Annotated in this window: 16 protein-coding genes; 13 read left to right on the plus strand and 3 right to left on the minus strand. The window is 24.3% G+C overall.

What is annotated here, in order from left to right:
• The first annotated feature begins 2 nt into the window (after positions 1-2).
• The 8 genes from IGS63_RS07440 to IGS63_RS07475 are packed head-to-tail and all read left to right on the plus strand — an operon-like array spanning position 3 to position 7442.
• Complete coding sequence (locus tag IGS63_RS07440; RefSeq protein ID WP_190613779.1) at positions 3-1319, plus strand: sigma-54-dependent transcriptional regulator; 1317 nt, start codon at positions 3-5, stop codon at positions 1317-1319.
• 3 nt (positions 1320-1322) lie between these two features.
• Positions 1323-1949: an IMPACT family protein gene (locus tag IGS63_RS07445; RefSeq protein ID WP_190613781.1), complete on the plus strand. Its 627-nt coding sequence runs from the start codon at positions 1323-1325 to the stop codon at positions 1947-1949.
• Positions 1946-3286, plus strand: coding sequence for a DNA polymerase III subunit gamma/tau (dnaX, locus tag IGS63_RS07450; protein ID WP_190613782.1), 1341 nt, complete (start codon positions 1946-1948; stop codon positions 3284-3286). The genes IGS63_RS07445 and dnaX overlap by 4 nt, the downstream gene beginning before the upstream one ends.
• A gap of 10 nt (positions 3287-3296) precedes the next feature.
• Positions 3297-4091, plus strand: a complete 795-nt coding sequence (locus tag IGS63_RS07455) for a 5'-methylthioadenosine/S-adenosylhomocysteine nucleosidase family protein (protein ID WP_190613784.1) — start codon at positions 3297-3299, stop codon at positions 4089-4091.
• On the plus strand, positions 4060-5061 hold the full coding sequence (locus IGS63_RS07460; RefSeq protein WP_190613786.1) for an SPL family radical SAM protein: 1002 nt from the start codon (positions 4060-4062) through the stop codon (positions 5059-5061). The genes IGS63_RS07455 and IGS63_RS07460 overlap by 32 nt, the downstream gene beginning before the upstream one ends.
• On the plus strand, positions 5058-5747 hold the full coding sequence (locus IGS63_RS07465; RefSeq protein WP_190613788.1) for an SDR family oxidoreductase: 690 nt from the start codon (positions 5058-5060) through the stop codon (positions 5745-5747). Before IGS63_RS07460 ends, IGS63_RS07465 begins: the two co-directional genes overlap by 4 nt.
• Before the next feature lie 10 nt (positions 5748-5757).
• Positions 5758-6624, plus strand: coding sequence for a pyridoxamine kinase (locus tag IGS63_RS07470; RefSeq protein WP_190613789.1), 867 nt, complete (start codon positions 5758-5760; stop codon positions 6622-6624).
• A gap of 14 nt (positions 6625-6638) precedes the next feature.
• Complete coding sequence (locus IGS63_RS07475) at positions 6639-7442, plus strand: MBL fold metallo-hydrolase (RefSeq protein WP_190613791.1); 804 nt, start codon at positions 6639-6641, stop codon at positions 7440-7442.
• A gap of 26 nt (positions 7443-7468) precedes the next feature.
• Here the strand turns inward: IGS63_RS07475 and pgeF are convergent, their stop codons facing one another.
• Complete coding sequence (gene pgeF, locus IGS63_RS07480; RefSeq protein WP_190613793.1) at positions 7469-8257, minus strand: peptidoglycan editing factor PgeF; 789 nt, start codon at positions 8255-8257, stop codon at positions 7469-7471.
• A 73-nt stretch (positions 8258-8330) separates the two neighbouring features.
• On the opposite strand from pgeF, the gene IGS63_RS07485 reads away from it, so the two are divergent.
• Entirely contained in the window at positions 8331-9311 is a 981-nt protein-coding gene (locus IGS63_RS07485; RefSeq protein ID WP_190613795.1) for an NAD-dependent epimerase/dehydratase family protein, read from the plus strand.
• A 24-nt stretch (positions 9312-9335) separates the two neighbouring features.
• Here IGS63_RS07485 and IGS63_RS07490 read toward each other — a convergent pair whose 3' ends face one another.
• Complete coding sequence (locus IGS63_RS07490; RefSeq protein ID WP_190613797.1) at positions 9336-11474, minus strand: Tex family protein; 2139 nt, start codon at positions 11472-11474, stop codon at positions 9336-9338.
• Between the two features lie 233 nt (positions 11475-11707).
• Here IGS63_RS07490 and guaA point away from each other — a divergent pair, with 233 nt between their 5' ends.
• Both guaA and IGS63_RS07500 read left to right on the plus strand, forming a co-directional pair.
• Entirely contained in the window at positions 11708-13225 is a 1518-nt protein-coding gene (guaA, locus tag IGS63_RS07495; RefSeq protein WP_190613798.1) for a glutamine-hydrolyzing GMP synthase, read from the plus strand.
• Between the two features lie 101 nt (positions 13226-13326).
• Positions 13327-13878 carry a hypothetical protein gene (locus IGS63_RS07500; protein WP_190613800.1) on the plus strand — a complete coding sequence of 184 codons (552 nt, stop codon included), beginning with the start codon at positions 13327-13329 and terminating at the stop codon, positions 13876-13878.
• 140 nt (positions 13879-14018) lie between these two features.
• Here IGS63_RS07500 and IGS63_RS07505 read toward each other — a convergent pair whose 3' ends face one another.
• On the minus strand, positions 14019-14699 hold the full coding sequence (locus IGS63_RS07505) for a Crp/Fnr family transcriptional regulator (protein ID WP_190613802.1): 681 nt from the start codon (positions 14697-14699) through the stop codon (positions 14019-14021).
• A gap of 91 nt (positions 14700-14790) precedes the next feature.
• On the opposite strand from IGS63_RS07505, the gene IGS63_RS07510 reads away from it, so the two are divergent.
• Together IGS63_RS07510 and hcp are read left to right on the plus strand one after the other, a co-directional pair.
• Positions 14791-15981 (plus strand): DUF438 domain-containing protein, encoded by a 1191-nt coding sequence (locus tag IGS63_RS07510; protein ID WP_190613804.1) that lies wholly within the window; start codon positions 14791-14793, stop codon positions 15979-15981.
• A 78-nt stretch (positions 15982-16059) separates the two neighbouring features.
• Positions 16060-17712, plus strand: a complete 1653-nt coding sequence (hcp, locus tag IGS63_RS07515; RefSeq protein WP_190616140.1) for a hydroxylamine reductase — start codon at positions 16060-16062, stop codon at positions 17710-17712.
• The last annotated feature ends 327 nt before the right edge of the window (positions 17713-18039 follow it).

The raw sequence follows: 18039 nt of genomic DNA on the forward strand, positions 1-18039 counted from the left end.
AAATGAGAAAAATACTTATAGTTGAAGATGATATTTCAATAGGGTCAATGTTAAAAAAATTTATTGAATCCAAAGATATTGAAGTTGAAATTGCTGAAAACGGAATGAAAGCTAAGCATATTTCAAAAAAATTTTTTCCAGATATAATATTACTAGATTTAAAATTACCAGATATTTATGGATTTGATTTAATTGGAGATATAAAACAATATACAAAAGAAATAATAATAATAACTGCACATGGAGATATTGATGATGCAGTTAGAGCTACTAAAATGGGTGTATATGATTTTTTTGAAAAACCAATAGATTTTATAAAATTAGGAACATCTATAGAAAACATATATAAGATGCTGGATTTAAAAGAAAAAGTAGAGAATAAAAAAAAGAATTCTAATAAAATTATAGGAAATAGCAATGCAATTAGAAGTTTAAAACTTAAAATAAAAAAAATTGCAGAAAAAAATATTTCTGTATTACTTTTAGGAGAAAGTGGAACTGGAAAAGAAGTTTTGGCAAGAAGTATACACAATTTAAGTAAAAGAAAAAAATTTGTAGCGGTAAATTGTGGCGCTATACCAGAAGAACTTTTTGAGAGTGAATTATTTGGATATGAAAAAGGTTCTTTTACAGGCGCTGATACAGCTAAACCAGGTAAAATAGAAATGGCAGATGGTGGAACATTATTCTTGGATGAAATAGGGGATCTTCCTAAAAATATGCAAGTAAAGTTATTACGTGTACTTGAAACTAAAGAAGTAGAAAGAATAGGTTCAACAAAATCAAAAAAAGTAGATATAAGAATAATTGCAGCAACAAATAGAAAATTTGATGAAATGATAAAAAATGGTCAATTTAGAGATGATCTTTTTTTTAGAATATCTGTAATAGAATTAATTATTCCACCTTTAAGAGAAAGGAAAGAAGATATACCAGAATTAGCAAATTATTTTGTTATGAATGCAAATGAAGATTTAGAAACAAATGTAAAAGAAATATCTAAAGAAGTTTTAGATTCATTAGTAAATTATGAATGGCCAGGAAACATAAGAGAATTAAGGAATATTATTTATGCAATGGTAGCACTTTCTGATGGGAATATTTTAACATGTGATATGTTACCTGTAAAACTAAAAAATATAAATAAAAATAAAGAATTTTTAAAAATACCTTTAGGGTTAAATTTAGAAGAAGTTGAAAAAATTTATATAGAAGAAACACTAAAAAAAATTGGTAATAATAAAACACAAGCGGCTAAAATGCTGGGTATAAGTAAAGTTACACTTTTTGCAAAATTAAAAAAGTGGAAAGAGGAATGATTTATGGAAAATGAATTAATAGAGTATAAATCAATATTAAAAAATATAGAAATTATTTATAAAATTAAAAGATCAGAGTTTATAGGTAATAGTTTTTATGTTAAATCTGAAATAGATGCAAAAGAAAAAATTAAAGAAATTTCTTTTAAATATAAAAATGCAACTCATAATTGTTGGGCTTATAAAATAGGAAAAAACTTTAATTATTCAGATAATGGTGAACCTTCTGGAACTGCAGGAAAACCAATATTAGGAAGCATTGAAAAATATGATTTGAATAATATTTTAATTATAGTAACAAGATATTTTGGTGGAATAAAACTTGGAGTAAGAGGATTAATAGATGCATATTCAGAAACGGCAGAAAAAACTATAATATCTTCTAAAATAGCAAAGTATAAAAAATCGACTCTATATAGAATTAAAGCTGAATATTCAAAGTATTCAGAAATAGAAAGAATGTTAAAAAGATATGATGGATGGAATATTAAAAAACAAACTTTTTCTGATTATGTAGTTTTTGAAATTTTGATAAATGATAATGAAAATATTTTTAATATATTAAAAAATAAATCAAAAGAAATGTTAAAGATAGGAATTGAAGAAATTCCAACTGAGGTGAAAGTATGAATTTGAGTTTGTATAGAAAATATAGACCTAAAACTTTTGATGAAATTTATGGACAAAAACATGTAAAAAAGTATTTTGAAAATGCAATATTAAAAAATGAAATATCTCATGCTTATATATTTAATGGTCCAAGAGGTACAGGTAAAACAAGTGTTGCAAGAATACTTGCAAAGGTTTTAAATTGTGAAAATTTAGAAGAATATAATCCGTGTAATAAATGTTCTCATTGTGTATCTATAAACGAAGGAAGTTATATGGATGTAATTGAATTAGATGCAGCATCGAACAGAGGAATAGATGAAATAAGGCAAATAAGAGATTCTGCTAATTACAGACCTGTTTCTGGAAAGTATAAAGTTTATATAATAGATGAATTTCATATGCTTACAAGAGAAGCCTTTAATGCACTTTTAAAAACTTTAGAAGAACCACCAGAACACGTTATTTTTATTTTGGCTACTACAAATCTTGAAAAGGTTCCAGAAACAATAATATCTAGATCTCAATTAATAAATTTTAAGAATATAGGATATGAAGATATTAAAAATATGATTAAATATGTTAGTAATAGTGAAAGTATAGAAATAGAAGAAAGTGCGATTAATATAATATCAAAGAAAGCAAAAGGTGGAATGAGAGATGCTCTTTCATTACTTGAACAAGTAATGAAATTTTCTGATAATAAAATAACTTTAGAAGATACTATAAACGTATTAGGTTTGTTTGATGAAACATTTGTATTGGATTTTGTAAATGCAATATATTCAGGAAATATTGATAAAATATTAGAAATATCTGAAAGTTTATTTTCTATGGGAAAAGAACCAGAAATTTTATTAGAACAGAGCATAGAATTAATTTTTGAAACAATAAAAGAAAACTTAAAAATGATTAAAATAATGGAAAAACTATCTGAAATTTTAAAAGAAATCAAATTTAATGAAAATAAAAGATTAATGTTTGATGTTAGTGTATTGGCTTTAACTTATAAATACGTAAAAAAAGAAGATAATGCCCTTAAGGAATTAGAAAAAGATTTTTTAAATCCTCAAAATGAAGAAGGACTTATAAGTTCTATTCTTAAGTATTATACAGAAGGTCAAAAAGAAAACTTAGCAATATATTATGTAATAAAATCATCTCAAATAAAAGAAAGTGAAGGGAAAATTGAATTTATTTTTGATTATAATAAAAAGTTAGAATACGATATGTTTCACAAATATGAAAATGAAATAAAAATAACTATATCTTTATTTTCAAATGATACGGTTGATGTAATAGCAACTTATAAAGGAAATAATGAAAAAAAAGAAAGTTTAAATTCAATCTTTAATTAAGGAGAAAAATATGGTATATATTGTTATAGCAATGTATTCAGAAGCACTTCCAATAATAAAAAATTTTAATTTAAAAAAAGAAAATAATGTCTATATAGGAGAAAATATAAGATTAATAATTACAGGCATAGGTAAAATAAATTCAGCAATTGAAACAACAAAATTACTGATGAAGTATAAACCTAAAGAAAATGATATAATTATAAATTTAGGAACCTGTGGAACAAAATTAAAAAAGTACAAAGATGGAGATATATTTTTATGTAATAAAATTTTAGATCATGACAGTAAAAAAATATATTATTTAGATATGTTGTTAAGTACTGAATTTAAGGAAGGATCAATTGAAACTTTTTCTAAAGTTGTAACTGAAAAAAATGAAGTAAAAGAAAACTTGGTTGATATGGAAAGTTCTGGCTTTTATAAAGCAGCTATAAATTTTTTTGAACAACATAAAATATTTTTATTAAAGATTGTTTCAGATCATCTAACTGATGATATATCAAAAGAAGAAATTATAGATTTTATTGAAATGAATATAGAAAAAATTAAAAACTTTATTGATAAAGTAAAAAACATTGAAATTAAAGAAATTTTTACAAAAGAAGAAAAAATATATATAGAAAAAATATGCGAAGATTTAAATTTTTCAGTTACACAAAAAAGAAAAATAATTAATACATTTAAATATTCAAAATTAAAAAATGGAAAAATTTTTAAGTTACCAAATTTAATAGATATACCTAAAAATAAAGTTGAAAGGAAGAAAATTTTTGAAAAGCTTGAACAAGAACTACTTAAATAAATATTTTTCTCATATATATATTGAAAAAGAAGCTTACAATTATAAAATTACTGAATATATATTAAACAAATTTAATAAAGCTTCAAAAATTTTAATAAATAATTATAAAGAAATATTTAATAGAAACAAACAAAACTTTATAATGCAAAAAAAATCTCCAAAATTGATATTGGCGGTAAAAAAGAATAATTTAATATACAAAGGTGCAGAAGTATGCCATGATTTTAATAATGAAAACTTTTATTATACATCTTCAATATTTAATTGTGTGTATAACTGTAAATATTGTTATTTAGGGGGAATGTATACTTCTGCTAATATAGTTATATTTGTTAATATTGAAGATTATTTCAAGAAAATAAAAAAATTAGAAAACCCATATATTAGTATATCATATGACACAGATCTTATGGCTTTTGAAAATATATATCCTTTTACTAAAAAATGGATTGAATTTGCATCAAAAAATAAAGACATTAAGTTAGAAATAAGAACAAAATCTTCAAATTTTAAAAGTATAAAAGATATGGTTCCTCAACAAAATGTAATACTTGGCTGGACTGTATCACCACAAGAAATAATTGATAAATTTGAAAAACAAACTCCATCATTAGATTTGAGAATAGAATCAATAAATGAAGCAATAAATAAAGGATGGATACCAAGATTATCTATTGATCCTATTTTAAAAATAGATGAGTTTGAAAGAATATATTCTGAGTTTATAGAATATTTATTTCAAAAAATACCAGCAAATAAGATAAAAGATTTAAGCATAGGGGTATTTAGAATGCCTTTAGATTATTTAAAAAGAATGAGAAAGTCTTCTGATAACTTTATAGTGTACTATCCATATGAGAATATAAATGGTGTTTATACATATAGTAAAGAAGAAAAAAGTTATATGATAAATTATGTAAAAAAAGAACTTAACAAATATATAGACAAAGAGAAGGTATTTGAAATATGAAATCAGTTATTTTGACAGGTGCATCTAGTGGAATAGGTTTTGAGACTGCAAAAGTATTAATTGAAAATAATTATAAAGTATATGGATTTGGAAGAGATTTTTCAAAAATAGAATATGAAGATAAAAATTTTATAAAAATAACATGTGATATTACAAATGTTCATTTATTAAATAATGAAATAAAAAAAATAATAAAAAAAGACAATAATATAAAGGTTTTAATAAATAATGCAGGTTTTGGATTATTTGGAATGCATGAAGAATTAAATATAAAAGAATTAGAAAAGATGATAGATACAAATTTGAAAGTACCTATAATTTTGTCAAAATTATTATTGAGAAGTTTAAAAAAAAATAATGGATATATAATAAATGTTTCATCGGTAACTGCTTTTCATAATGCACCAAAAGGAGCTGCTTATTCTGCTACTAAAGCTGGATTAACGCATTTTTCTGAAAGCTTATTTGAAGAAGTTAGAAAGTATGGGGTTAAAGTTATTAGCATTAATCCAGACATTACAAAAACTAATTTTTATAATAATTTAAATTTTAAATATGTAGAAGATAAAAACTTTTATATAGATCCAAAAGAAATAGCAAATATAATAAATTTTATTTTAAATCAAAACTCCATAATTACTCAAGTAACGGTTAGACCACAAAAAAATAAAATAGAAAAAAAATAAGGAGATAAAAATGACAGGAGTAAAAAAGGTAGCTGCTATACATGATCTTTCGGGATTTGGAAGGTGTTCATTAACAGTGATAATTCCAACATTATCAACACTTGGAATACAAGTATGTCCAATTCCAACTGCAATTTTATCAACACATACTGATGGATTTGGTAATGATTTTTCATTTGTAGATTTAACTGATTCAATGAAAGAATATATAAAGCATTGGAAAACACTAAATTTAAAGTTTGATGGAATATATTCTGGTTTTCTTGGATCTGAAAATCAAATAGAAATAATAAGTGACTTTATAGATAAATTTAAAACTAAAAATACATTAGTTGTTATAGATCCAGTAATGGCAGACAATGGAGAATTATATCAAACAATGTCCAATTCAATGGTTGAAAAAATGAAAAAACTGATAAAAAAAGCAAACATAATAACTCCTAACTTTACAGAAGCCTGTTACCTTTTAAATGAAACTTATAAAGAAAAAATTGAAATAAAAGAGATAAAAAATTGGCTTATAAGATTAACAAATGAAGGACCAGAAATAGCAATTATAACAAGTATTCCGATTGAAAGAGAAAAAAATACTGTAATAGCATATAGTAAAAATGATAAGAGATTTTGGATGATTAGTTCTGAACAAATTCCTGCTTTTTATCCAGGAACAGGAGATATATTTTCAAGTATAGTTACTGGAAGAATATTAAATGGTGATAGTTTACCAGTTGCAATTGATAGAGCTGTTATATTTATAAAAAATGCCATAAAAGAAAGTTTTGGATTTGATTATCCGCATAGAGAAGGTATATTACTTGAAAAAGTATTGAATAATCTTAATTTGCCATATACAAATAGTAATTATAAACTTATATAAAGAGAAGGGATAAAATGAATTTTACAATTTTATGTAATGATGAAAAAAATGAAGATTTTTTTTCAGAACATGGTTTTTCTATATTAATAGAAAAGGATAATAAAAAACTTTTATTTGATACAGGTCATACAGATGTTTATATGAAAAATGCTAAAAAATTGAATTTAGATTTAAATGAAGTTGATGCAATAGTATTGAGCCATGGCCATTATGATCATGCAGGTGGAATAAACTATTTATTAAAAGAAGAAAGTAAATTTAAAGTTTATATACATGAAAAAACAATGCAAAAAAAATATAGTAAAGATATATTTAAAGGTATAGACTTTACTAAATTAAGTAATTATAAAAATTTGATAAAAATAAAAAATAAAAAGATGCAAATAATAAAAGACATATATGTATTTGGTCCAGTAGAAATGAAAAATGATTTTGAAGAACCGTCAAAAGATTTTTTTGTAATAGAAAAAAATAAAAAAATAAGAGATTTTTTTGAAGATGAATTAAATATAGTTATTGATACAAATGAAGGATTAATATTAATAACTGGATGTGCTCATAGAGGCATAGTAAATATAGCAACAGACACAATAAAAGAATTTAAAAAAGATATAAAATTAATAATAGGTGGATTCCATTTAAAAGATGCAGATAGTACAAAAATAAATAAAGTAATTGAAGAATTAAATAAACTCAACATAAAATCAATAATGCCATGCCATTGTACAGGAAACAGAGCTTTAAAATTATTTGAAAAAAAGTTCAATAATGAAGTAAAAAAATGTAATACTACAATAATACCTAAAAAAGATGTTTGAAAAACATCTTTTTTAGGTATTTAATTTTAATCAAAATAAATACATGAAATCATTCTTCCTGTATTTCCTTTATCTCTTCTATATGAAAAAAATAATTCTTTATTTTCGTATGTATCTAAATTTGACATAATAATATTATTTTTTAAAATTCCAGCATTTTGTAGTATAATATAATTAGTTAACCATAAATCTACAAAATATTTATTTTTTATTTTTTTTACAGTTTTATATTTTTTAAATTTTATTGCAACATCCAAACTAACTTCAAAATTATTAGGACCAATTGATGGCCCTATTCCAACTAAAATGTCTTTTGGGTTTGAATTATAAGCATAATTCATTTTTTCAATAACCTTTCTGCCAATTTCTAATATAGTTCCTTTCCAACCAGAATGAGCTAATCCAATTATTTTATTTTTTTTGTCACAAAAGTATAATGGTACACAATCTGCATAAAATGAAATTAAAACAATATCTTTTTCATTTGTTATTATTGCATCAGTATTTTTTTTGTTTTTATTAAATAAGAAGTTAGATGTTTTATGATAAGAATTTATAATAGCGATATTATCTTTATGTACTTGATCTGCTGGTACAACATTTTTTATATCAATGTTATTGTAGTTAAAAAATTTATAAAAATTTTTTTCAACATTTTTAAATGAATCATTTGTATTCAATCCTAAATTTAGTGAATTTTTAGAATAATTACTAAAACCGCTTATCTTAGTTGAAAAAATAGCTTTGATTCCATATGTTTCAAATTCTGTAATTTTAAAATACTTAATATCTTTATTTTTAATTAATTCAAACATAGTACCTCCAAATTTATTTATTTTTTAATAGCTTTATTATATTATAATACAAAATAATAAGGAGATGAAAAAAGTGATTTCTATCACAGGTGCAACTGGTCATATAGGAAATGTATTGGTAAGAAAATTAGTTAATTCTGAAGAAAAGATAAGAGCTATAACAGCTCCTTTTGATAATACTCCATCATTAAAAGATGTTGATGTTGAAGTAATAAAAGCAGATGTGACAAATTATGAACAAATATACAATGCTTTAAAAGGTTCAGACATAGTATTTCATTTAGCTGCTATAATATCAATTATGCCTGGAATGAAACAAAAAGTATTTAATGTGAATGTAAATGGTACAAAAAATGTTATAAAAGCTTGTTTTGAATTGGGTATTTCAAAATTAATTTATACAAGTTCAGTTCATGCACTTGAAGAACCAGTAAAAGGTTCTAATATAGATGAAACTTTATGTTTTGATCCAAAAAAAACATCTGGTATATATGGGAAATCAAAGGCAGTGGCAGCACTTGAAGTTCAAAAGGCAATAAAAAAAGGTTTAAATGCTGTAATAATATGTCCAACTGGTGTAATAGGTCCTTATGATTTTAAATTATCAGAAATGGGAAGTATGATTTTTGATACAATGAATAAAAAAATGAAAATGTGTGTTAATGGATCATTTGACTTTGTAGATGTTAGAGATATAGTTAATGGAGAAATAGAAGCTATGAAAAAAGGAAAAAATGGAAATGTATATATACTTTCAGGACACAAAATTAATTTTTATGATTTAGTAAATGAGATAAAAAAAATAGAAAACTTAGATTATAAAACTGTATTTTTACCAAAAAGTTTAACTAATATAATTAGTTGGTTTTCTCCATTTTATTATAAATTATTTAAAAAAATCCCAAGATTTACACCATATACAATGCATACTATTTCAAGAAATTATACATTTTCATTTGAAAATGCTAAAAATGAATTAAATTATTTTCCACAGCCTTTAGAAAAAACTTTAAAAGATACAATTGATTGGTTTAAAAAAAATTATAATACTTAAAATAAATTGGGCTTTAAGCCCAATTTATTTTTCTATTTTTTTTAATTTAATTCTTTTTAATTCTTTGTCTATTTCAATTATTTCCACATTGACTATTTCATTTATTGAAACTATGTCAGATGGGTGTTTTACAAATTTTGTTGAAAGTTTAGATTTATGAATTAATCCACTTTCTTTTATTCCAAGATCAACGAATGCACCAAAATCTGTTATATTAGTAATTTTACCTTGTAAAGTCATTCCTTCTTTTAAATCTTCAAATTTTAATATATCTTCTTGGAGAATTGGTTGTGGCATATCATCTCTTAAATCTCTTCCTGGTTTTTTTAATTCTTTTATTATATCATTTAAAGTATACTCACCAATATTTAGCTTTTTTGAATATTCTTTTATATCTATATTATCAAGTTTATTTCTTATCTTTGAAATTTTAGTTGAATCTAAAATATCTTTAACTTCATATCCAATTTCATTTATTAAATTTTTGGCAACATCATAACTTTCTGGATGTATTCCTGTAATTTCAAGAGGATTCTTTCCATCAAATATTCTTAAAAATCCAGCTGCTTGTTCAAACCCTTTTTTTCCAAATCCTTTTACTTTTAATAGTTCTTTTCTTTGAGTATAAGCACCATTTTCTTCTCTGTATTTTAAAATATTTTTTGCAACCGTAGAAGAAATACCTGATATATACTTTAACAAAGAAGGAGAAGCAGTATTTAGATTTACTCCAACATTATTAACTACACTTTCTACAGTGTTTTCTAATTTTTCTTTTAATAATTTTTGGTTTACATCATGTTGATATTGACCAACGCCTATTGCTTTTGGGTCTATTTTAACCAATTCTGCAAGAGGATCTTGAATTCTTCTTCCAATACTTATTGCACCTCTTACTGTAACATCAAAATCTGGAAATTCTTCTTTAGCAACTTTAGAGGCTGAATATACTGAAGCACCAGCTTCATTTGCAAATAAATATCTAAGTTTTAAATTATGTTTTTTTATTGTGTCAACTATAAATTGCTGTGTTTCTCTTGAGGCTGTTCCATTACCAATAACTATTAGATTTAAATCATGTTTTTTTATCATACTTAAAACTGTTTTTTCTGCACCGATAAAATCATTTTTTGGTGGAACTGGGAAAATAGTGTTGTATTCAAGAAATTTTCCAGATTCATCTAAAGCAACAACTTTACAACCTGTTCTAAATCCCGGATCTATTGCTAAAATTCTTTTGTTTTTCAAAGGTGGAGTCAATAATAGCTCCCCTAAATTTTTTGAGAATAATTCAATAGCACTTTCTTCAGCTTTAGAAGTTAAAGAGTTCCTAACTTCTTTTTCTATGGAAGGATTTAACATGTTTTTAAAGCCATATTCTAATCCTTCTCTTATTATTTTATCATTTGGTTCGTAACCTTTTAAGTACTCTTTAAAAAGATTTTCAATATAATTTTTTTCTACTTCTAAATTAATATTTAAAATACCTTCAGATTCGCCACGATTTATTGCTAAAACTCTATAATTTTGTATATCTTTTATATTTTGAGAAAAATTATCATACATATCATATTTAGTTTTTTCTTCTTTGAATTTTTTCTTTTTATTTGAAAGTATTTTTCCATATTTTTCATAATAAATTCTTAATTTTTTTCTTATGTCAGTATCATGAGAAAAGATTTGTCCAATTATGAATTTAACTCCTTCTCTAACTTTTTCAACTGTTTCATAATTTTCTACAGTAAATTTTTCAAAGATAGATAAATCAATTTTTTCAAGAAATATCTTATTTACAAGAGGTTCAAGACCAGCTTCAATAGCTTTGTCAGCATTTGTTTTCTTTCTTTTTTTATAAGGTAGGTAGATGTCTTCCAATTCGCTCATTTTTGAAGTGTTTATTATTTTTTCTTTCAATGAATCTGTTAACTTTCCTTGTTCTTCAATACTTTTTAAAACGGTTTCTTTATATTTTTCTAAATTAGTGTAGTATTTAAATAATTCTTCTATTTTTCTTATTTGTGTTTCATCAAGGTTATTGGTAACTTCTTTTCTATATCTACTAATAAATGGAACTGTATTACCTTCGTTTAAAAGTTCGATAGTATTTTTTACCTGCTTTTCATTTAAGTTCATTTCTTTAGTAATTGTTTTTAGAATTTCCATATTTTACCTCCAATCATTATGTTCTGATTTTATTATACACTTCAAATTTGATTTTATTATAAGATATTTGTAAACTTTTTTAATACTTTAGTATAAAATATTTCTTATAAAAAATATTTTTAATAAATAGCTTTTTAATTTTAAATTTGATTTTTAACATAAAAGCAATATCTTTTTATTCTTTCAATTTAAAAAATAATTTATAATTAAAAAAACAAAAAGGAGGAAGTTCTATGAAAAAAATATTAGTAATAGACTTTGGCTCTCAATATACTCAATTACTTGCAAGAAGAATTAGGGAAATAGGAGTTTATTCAGAAGTTGTGCAGTTTGATGAAAAAATTGATTTAAAAGAAATTGAAGGAATAATACTTTCAGGAGGACCAGATAGTGTTTACGCAAAAGATGCGCCACAAATACCTAATTATGTATTTGACTTAAAAAAACCAGTGTTAGGTGTTTGTTATGGAATGCAATCAATTACAAAATATTTTAATGGGAAAGTAAAAAAAGAAAAAGTTTCTGAATATGGAAGAACTGAAATAGAAATAAAAAACAACTCAAAACTATTTGAAAATTTACCAAAAAAATTCAACACATGGATGAGTCATGGAGATTCAGTTGTTGAAGTTCCGAATGGTGCAAAAATTATTGCAAAAACTTCAAATAATATAATTGCTTCATTTGAGTATGAAAATTACTATGCAATACAATTTCATCCAGAGGTTAGACATACTGAATTTGGGAATAATATAATTGAAAATTTTGTAGTAAATATATGTGGAATTTCTAATACATGGTCATTACAAGACTTTATAACTCAAAAAATAGAAGAAATAAGAAAAAAAGTAGGAAATGATAAAGCTATAATAGCACTTTCAGGAGGGGTTGATTCATCAGTAGCAGCAGTACTTATGCATAAAGCTATTGGAAATAACTTAAAAGCTGTATTTGTTGATCATGCTTTACTAAGATTAAATGAAGAAAATGATGTTAGAAGTATATTTAAAGAAATAATGGGATTAGATTTAACGGTTGTAAATGCAAGAGAGAGATTTTTAACAAAGTTAAAAAATGTATCAGAACCAGAAAAAAAGAGAAAAATAATAGGTGAAGAGTTTATAAGAGTTTTTGAAGAAGAATCTAAAAAATTTAGCGATGCAAAATATTTAATTCAAGGTACTATTTATTCAGATGTTATTGAAAGTGCAGCTTCAGGTAAAAAAACTGCTAAAATAAAAAGTCATCACAATGTTGGCGGTCTTCCAGAAGATATTAATTTTGAAATTATAGAACCTCTTAGAAATTTATTTAAAGATGAAGTAAGAAATGTTGGAGAAATTCTTGGAATACCAAAGCACATTTTATATAGACATCCATTCCCAGGGCCAGGACTTGCAATCAGAATAATTGAAGATATAACAGAAGAGAAATTAGAAATATTAAAGAAAGTGGATAATATTTTTATAGAAACTTTGAGAGATACTGGATGGTATAATAAAGTTTGGCAAGCTTTTGCAGTATTAACTCCTATTAAAACTGTTGGAGTAGTTGGTGATGAAAGAAGCTATGAATATGTAGTTTCTTTGAGAAGTGTTGATAGTGTTGAAGGTATGACTGCAGATTGGTCTAGAATACCTTTTGAAGTTTTAGATAAGGCATCAAGAAGAATTACTAATGAAGTTAAAGGTGTGGGAAGAGTTGTTTATGATATTACAAGTAAACCACCATCAACAATTGAATGGGAATAAAAAGAACTCCAAAAATTTTATTAAAAAACTTTCACTAAAAATGTAGCAATTAATACATAGTTTAATGGTATAATTTTAGTAAAAAATTTTGGAGGTGTTTTATGGACTATAAAAATTTTCATGATACATTTGTAAAAAATTCAATTTCAGAGGGTTTTATACATGATGATCATATACATCCAGTTATATTAATGTGGATTGAATTTACAGAAGAAAGTAAAAGATCATTTTTAAATTTAATAAAGAAAAATGATGAGGAATATGCTGAAGAAATGGAAGATTATTTAAAAGATTATGATATAAATACTGTCATTGTACCTGTATACTTCCCATTTGAAGCTCATGATGATGAAGAATTAAATAATTTTTTAAATTTTTTAACTGAAATTTCTAACATTACAAAAGTACACTCTTATTCTGTTCTTTCAGAAATATCTTTACACGATGATGATGTTGATATGGATAACATTACTGAAGAAGACGAAGAAAACTTTGAGTTCCACCCATCAATATTTTCTGAAGGAGAAGATGGAAAGTGCTATATGGATGTATTAGACTATGAATCACATAAAAAGATAGAAGACTTATCAGGTGAATTTGATTGTAAGGATGAATATATATTAGATTTGAGACTTCCAATATTTAAAAAATAAAAATTAGTATTAAAAAAAATTTCTTGAAATAAAAAAATATCCCAATAACTGGGATATTTTTTTATGCACTAAAATCAATGTATTTTAATTAAACATATTTTATTATTAAAGATAATAGTATTTCTAATAATTAAATTATTTTATTTTTTATTTTCAAATAAATTAGAAATATAATCTTTATTTAAAATTTTTATTTCATTTTTCTTTTTTAAAATTATTCCTTCTTTTTCCAAATCTGAAAAAACTCTTGAAAGAGATGGTCGAGCTATTCCAAATAATTGAGATAATTCTTCTAAAGAATTTTGTAGAACTATTTTATCAGACATCTGTTGATTATAAAGTTGAATTAAATAATAAAATATTTTCTCCCTTATAGTTTTTAAAGTGTTAATTTGTAATTTATTAGATAAAAAGTTTACTTTATTTCCTATATTTTCTAAAAAAATTTCTAAAAACTCTTTGTTTTTCATTAATAAAGAAAAAATTTCTTCTTTTTTTATAAATAAAATAGTAGTTTTTTCAACGGCAATAATATCCATAGGTAAAGAAACTTTTGAAAAAATAAAACCAATAGCAGGGACAAATGGGGCTTTTATTTGTTCTATTACAAAAATTTTTCCATTAAAGTCTACTATTTCAGTTTGAATCTTTCCAAATAACAAAACAATCATATGATTTAAACAATCTCCACGCCCTTTTATTACTTCACCTTTTTCAAAAGATTTTATAATTGAATCTTTAAAAATATGTTGTTCGATTGTATCTAAACTCAATGATTTAAATAAATTTATTTTAGAAATTTGATTTAAATAAGGATGCATAAAAATCACCTCCATTATTATTGTAACATATGTTACAGATAAAATCTACTAAAAAAGTTATAATTAATTAGAAATAAAAGGTGGTGAAAAGATGAGTGAACTTTTTAATAATGAAGAATACTTAAAAAATTTAATAAAAAGATTAGGGAATGAAGATAATGAAGAATTAAAAAAAGAATTAAAATCTACTATAAAATCATTAAGTCCAGAAGTTATTGCAAAGGTTGAACAAGAGTTGATTGACAAAGATGGAATAACAGTTGATGAAATACAATCTGTTTGTGATATACATCTTGATTTATTTAAAGATTTTACAAATGTTGAAAAAATAGAAGTTGAAAAAGATCATCCAATATTTATATTAATGAGAGAACATGATTATATTTTAAAAACAGTAGAAAAAATTAGAGAAATATCAAAAAATGTATACAAAAAAAATAATATAAAAGAAGCTTTTGATGATTTTATGAAATTAAATAAAAATATAGAAAATATTGAAGCAGCAGAAAAATATTTTTTAAAAGAAGAGAATGTTTTATTTGCGTATCTTGAAAAACATGGAATAGAACAGCCTCCAAGGGTAATGTGGAAGGAACACAATCAAATTAGAAATTTTAGAAATAAATTATTAAAACTTAAAGATAATAGAGATTTTGAAGATGCGAAGAAATCTTTATATGAAATTTCTTTAAACTTAAATGAATTATTTACTCATCATGTACAAAAAGAGCATTCTGTTTTATTTCCAACTGCATTAAATTTAATAAATGATGAAGAATGGAAAGAAATAAGAAATCAATTTGATGAAATTGGATACTTTTGTTATTTCCCAAAAGCAATTGAAAAAAAGGATGAAAAAGAAAGTGGAGTTTTAGATGATAAAATTAAACTTCCTAGTGGAGAGTTTACAATTGAAGAATTAATTAATATGTTTAATACATTGCCTATGGATATAACTTTTGTAGATAAAAATAACAGGGTAAAGTATTTCAGTGAAACCAAAGATAGAATTTTTGTTAGAAGTAGAGCAATAATAGGAAGAAAAGTACAAAATTGTCATCCTGCAAATAGTGTTGAAATAGTAAATAAAATAGTAAATGATTTTAAAACAGGCAAAAAAGATAAGGCTGATTTTTGGCTAAGAGTTGGAGAAAAATATGTGTATTTGAGATATTTTGCTGTTAGAAATAAGAATAATGAATATTTGGGTACAGTTGAAGTAACACAAGATATTGAACCAATTCAAGAAATAAAAGGTGAAAAAAGAATATATGATGAGTAACATATGTTACGGATTAAATGAAATAAATTTAGTAGAATATTAATGGATAAAAAATATAGGAGGTGCTTAATAGTGAGCATGTTTTGTTATCAATGTCAAGAAACAGCAGGAAATAAAGGTTGTACAGTAAGAGGAGTTTGTGGTAAAACCGAAGATGTTGCAAATATGCAAGATTTATTAATGTATGTTATGAAAGGAATTTCAATATATAGTACAAAGGCAAGAGAATTAGGTATTGAAAATGAAGAAGTTAATAAATTTATTTACAATGGCTTATTTATGACAATTACAAATGCAAACTTTGATAAACAAAGATTTGTGGATTATGTAAAAGAAGGATTAAAATTAAGAGAAGAAATAAAAAAGCAATTAGAAACAGCTGGTGGTAAGATAGAAGGTACTTTACCAGATTGTGCAACATGGTATGCAGAAAAAGAAGAAGAATTTGAAAGAAAGAGTTATTCTCCTGAAGTTAGTGTTTTAGCAACTGAAAATGAAGACGTAAGATCATTAAGAGAATTAATAACTTATGGATTAAAAGGACTTGCTGCTTACTTAGAACATGCAGTTAATTTAGGATTTGAAGATAAAGATTTATATAAATTTGTTCAAGAAGCTTTAGCAAAAACAACAGATGATACATTAACAGTTGATGAATTAGTTGCTCTTACACTTGAAACTGGTAAATATGGAGTTAATGCTATGGCATTACTTGATAAAGCAAATACAGAAACCTATGGAAATCCTGAAGTTACAAAAGTAAATATAGGAGTTGGAACAAACCCAGGTATTTTAATAAGTGGTCATGATTTAAAAGATATAGAAGACTTATTGAAACAAACAGAAGGTACTGGAATTGATGTTTATACACATGGTGAAATGTTACCAGCTCATTATTATCCTGCATTTAAAAAGTATAAACACTTTGTTGGAAATTATGGAAATGCTTGGTGGAAACAAACGGAAGAGTTTGAAACTTTTAATGGCCCTATTTTATTCACGACAAATTGTATAGTTCCACCTAAAAAAGATGCTTCTTATGCAGATAGGGTGTTTACTACAGGTGCAGCTGGATATCCAGGGTCAAAACATATTCCAGATAGGGAACCTGGGGAAATGAAAGATTTTTCCGAAATAATTGAAATGGCTAAAAAATGTAAACCACCAGTAGAAATAGAAAAAGGTGAAATTGTTGGAGGATTTGCACACAATCAAGTTGTAGCACTTGCAGATAAAGTTGTAGATGCAGTAAAAACTGGCGCAATAAAAAAATTCTTTGTAATGGCTGGTTGTGATGGTAGAATGAAGTCAAGAAGCTACTATACAGAATTTGCAGAAAAATTACCAAAAGATACAGTAATATTGACTGCAGGATGTGCAAAATATAGATACAATAAATTAAATCTTGGAGATATTGGAGGAATACCAAGAGTTCTTGATGCAGGTCAATGTAATGATTCTTATTCATTAGCAGTTATAGCTCTTAAATTAAAAGAAATTTTTGAATTGAATGATATAAATGAATTACCAATAGCATACAATATTGCATGGTACGAACAAAAAGCTGTTATTGTATTATTAGCATTATTATACTTAGGTGTAAAAAATATACATCTTGGTCCAACATTACCAGCATTTTTATCACCAAACGTTGCAAATGTTTTAGTTAAAAATTTTGGAATTGCAGGAATAGGAAAAGTAGAAGACGATATAGAATTATTTTTATCATAATTGATGAAGAATAATAAAAACACGATTTCTTTTAGAAGTCGTGTTTTTTATAAAAAATAAAATTAAATATTGAATTATTTTCTTAATAAAAAAAGCGGAGCATTTAAGCTCCGCTTTCCTCTTTGGATTATTTCATATACATTGTAAACTAGTTAAACAAATTACAAAAAACATTTTACTTAAACTCATAAAATAAAAGACATGTTTAAAAATACTCACTTACAAGGTACAGAATAAATGGATCAACTTAAAAAATCTATTAATAAAAACAAAAAAACCTTTTGTTACTTGAAACAAATTACATATCCAAAGAGGAATAGTTATTTA

It is taken from the genome of Tepiditoga spiralis (assembly GCF_014701195.1).
In the GTDB taxonomy this organism is placed as follows: Bacteria; Thermotogota; Thermotogae; order Petrotogales; family Petrotogaceae; genus Tepiditoga; species Tepiditoga spiralis.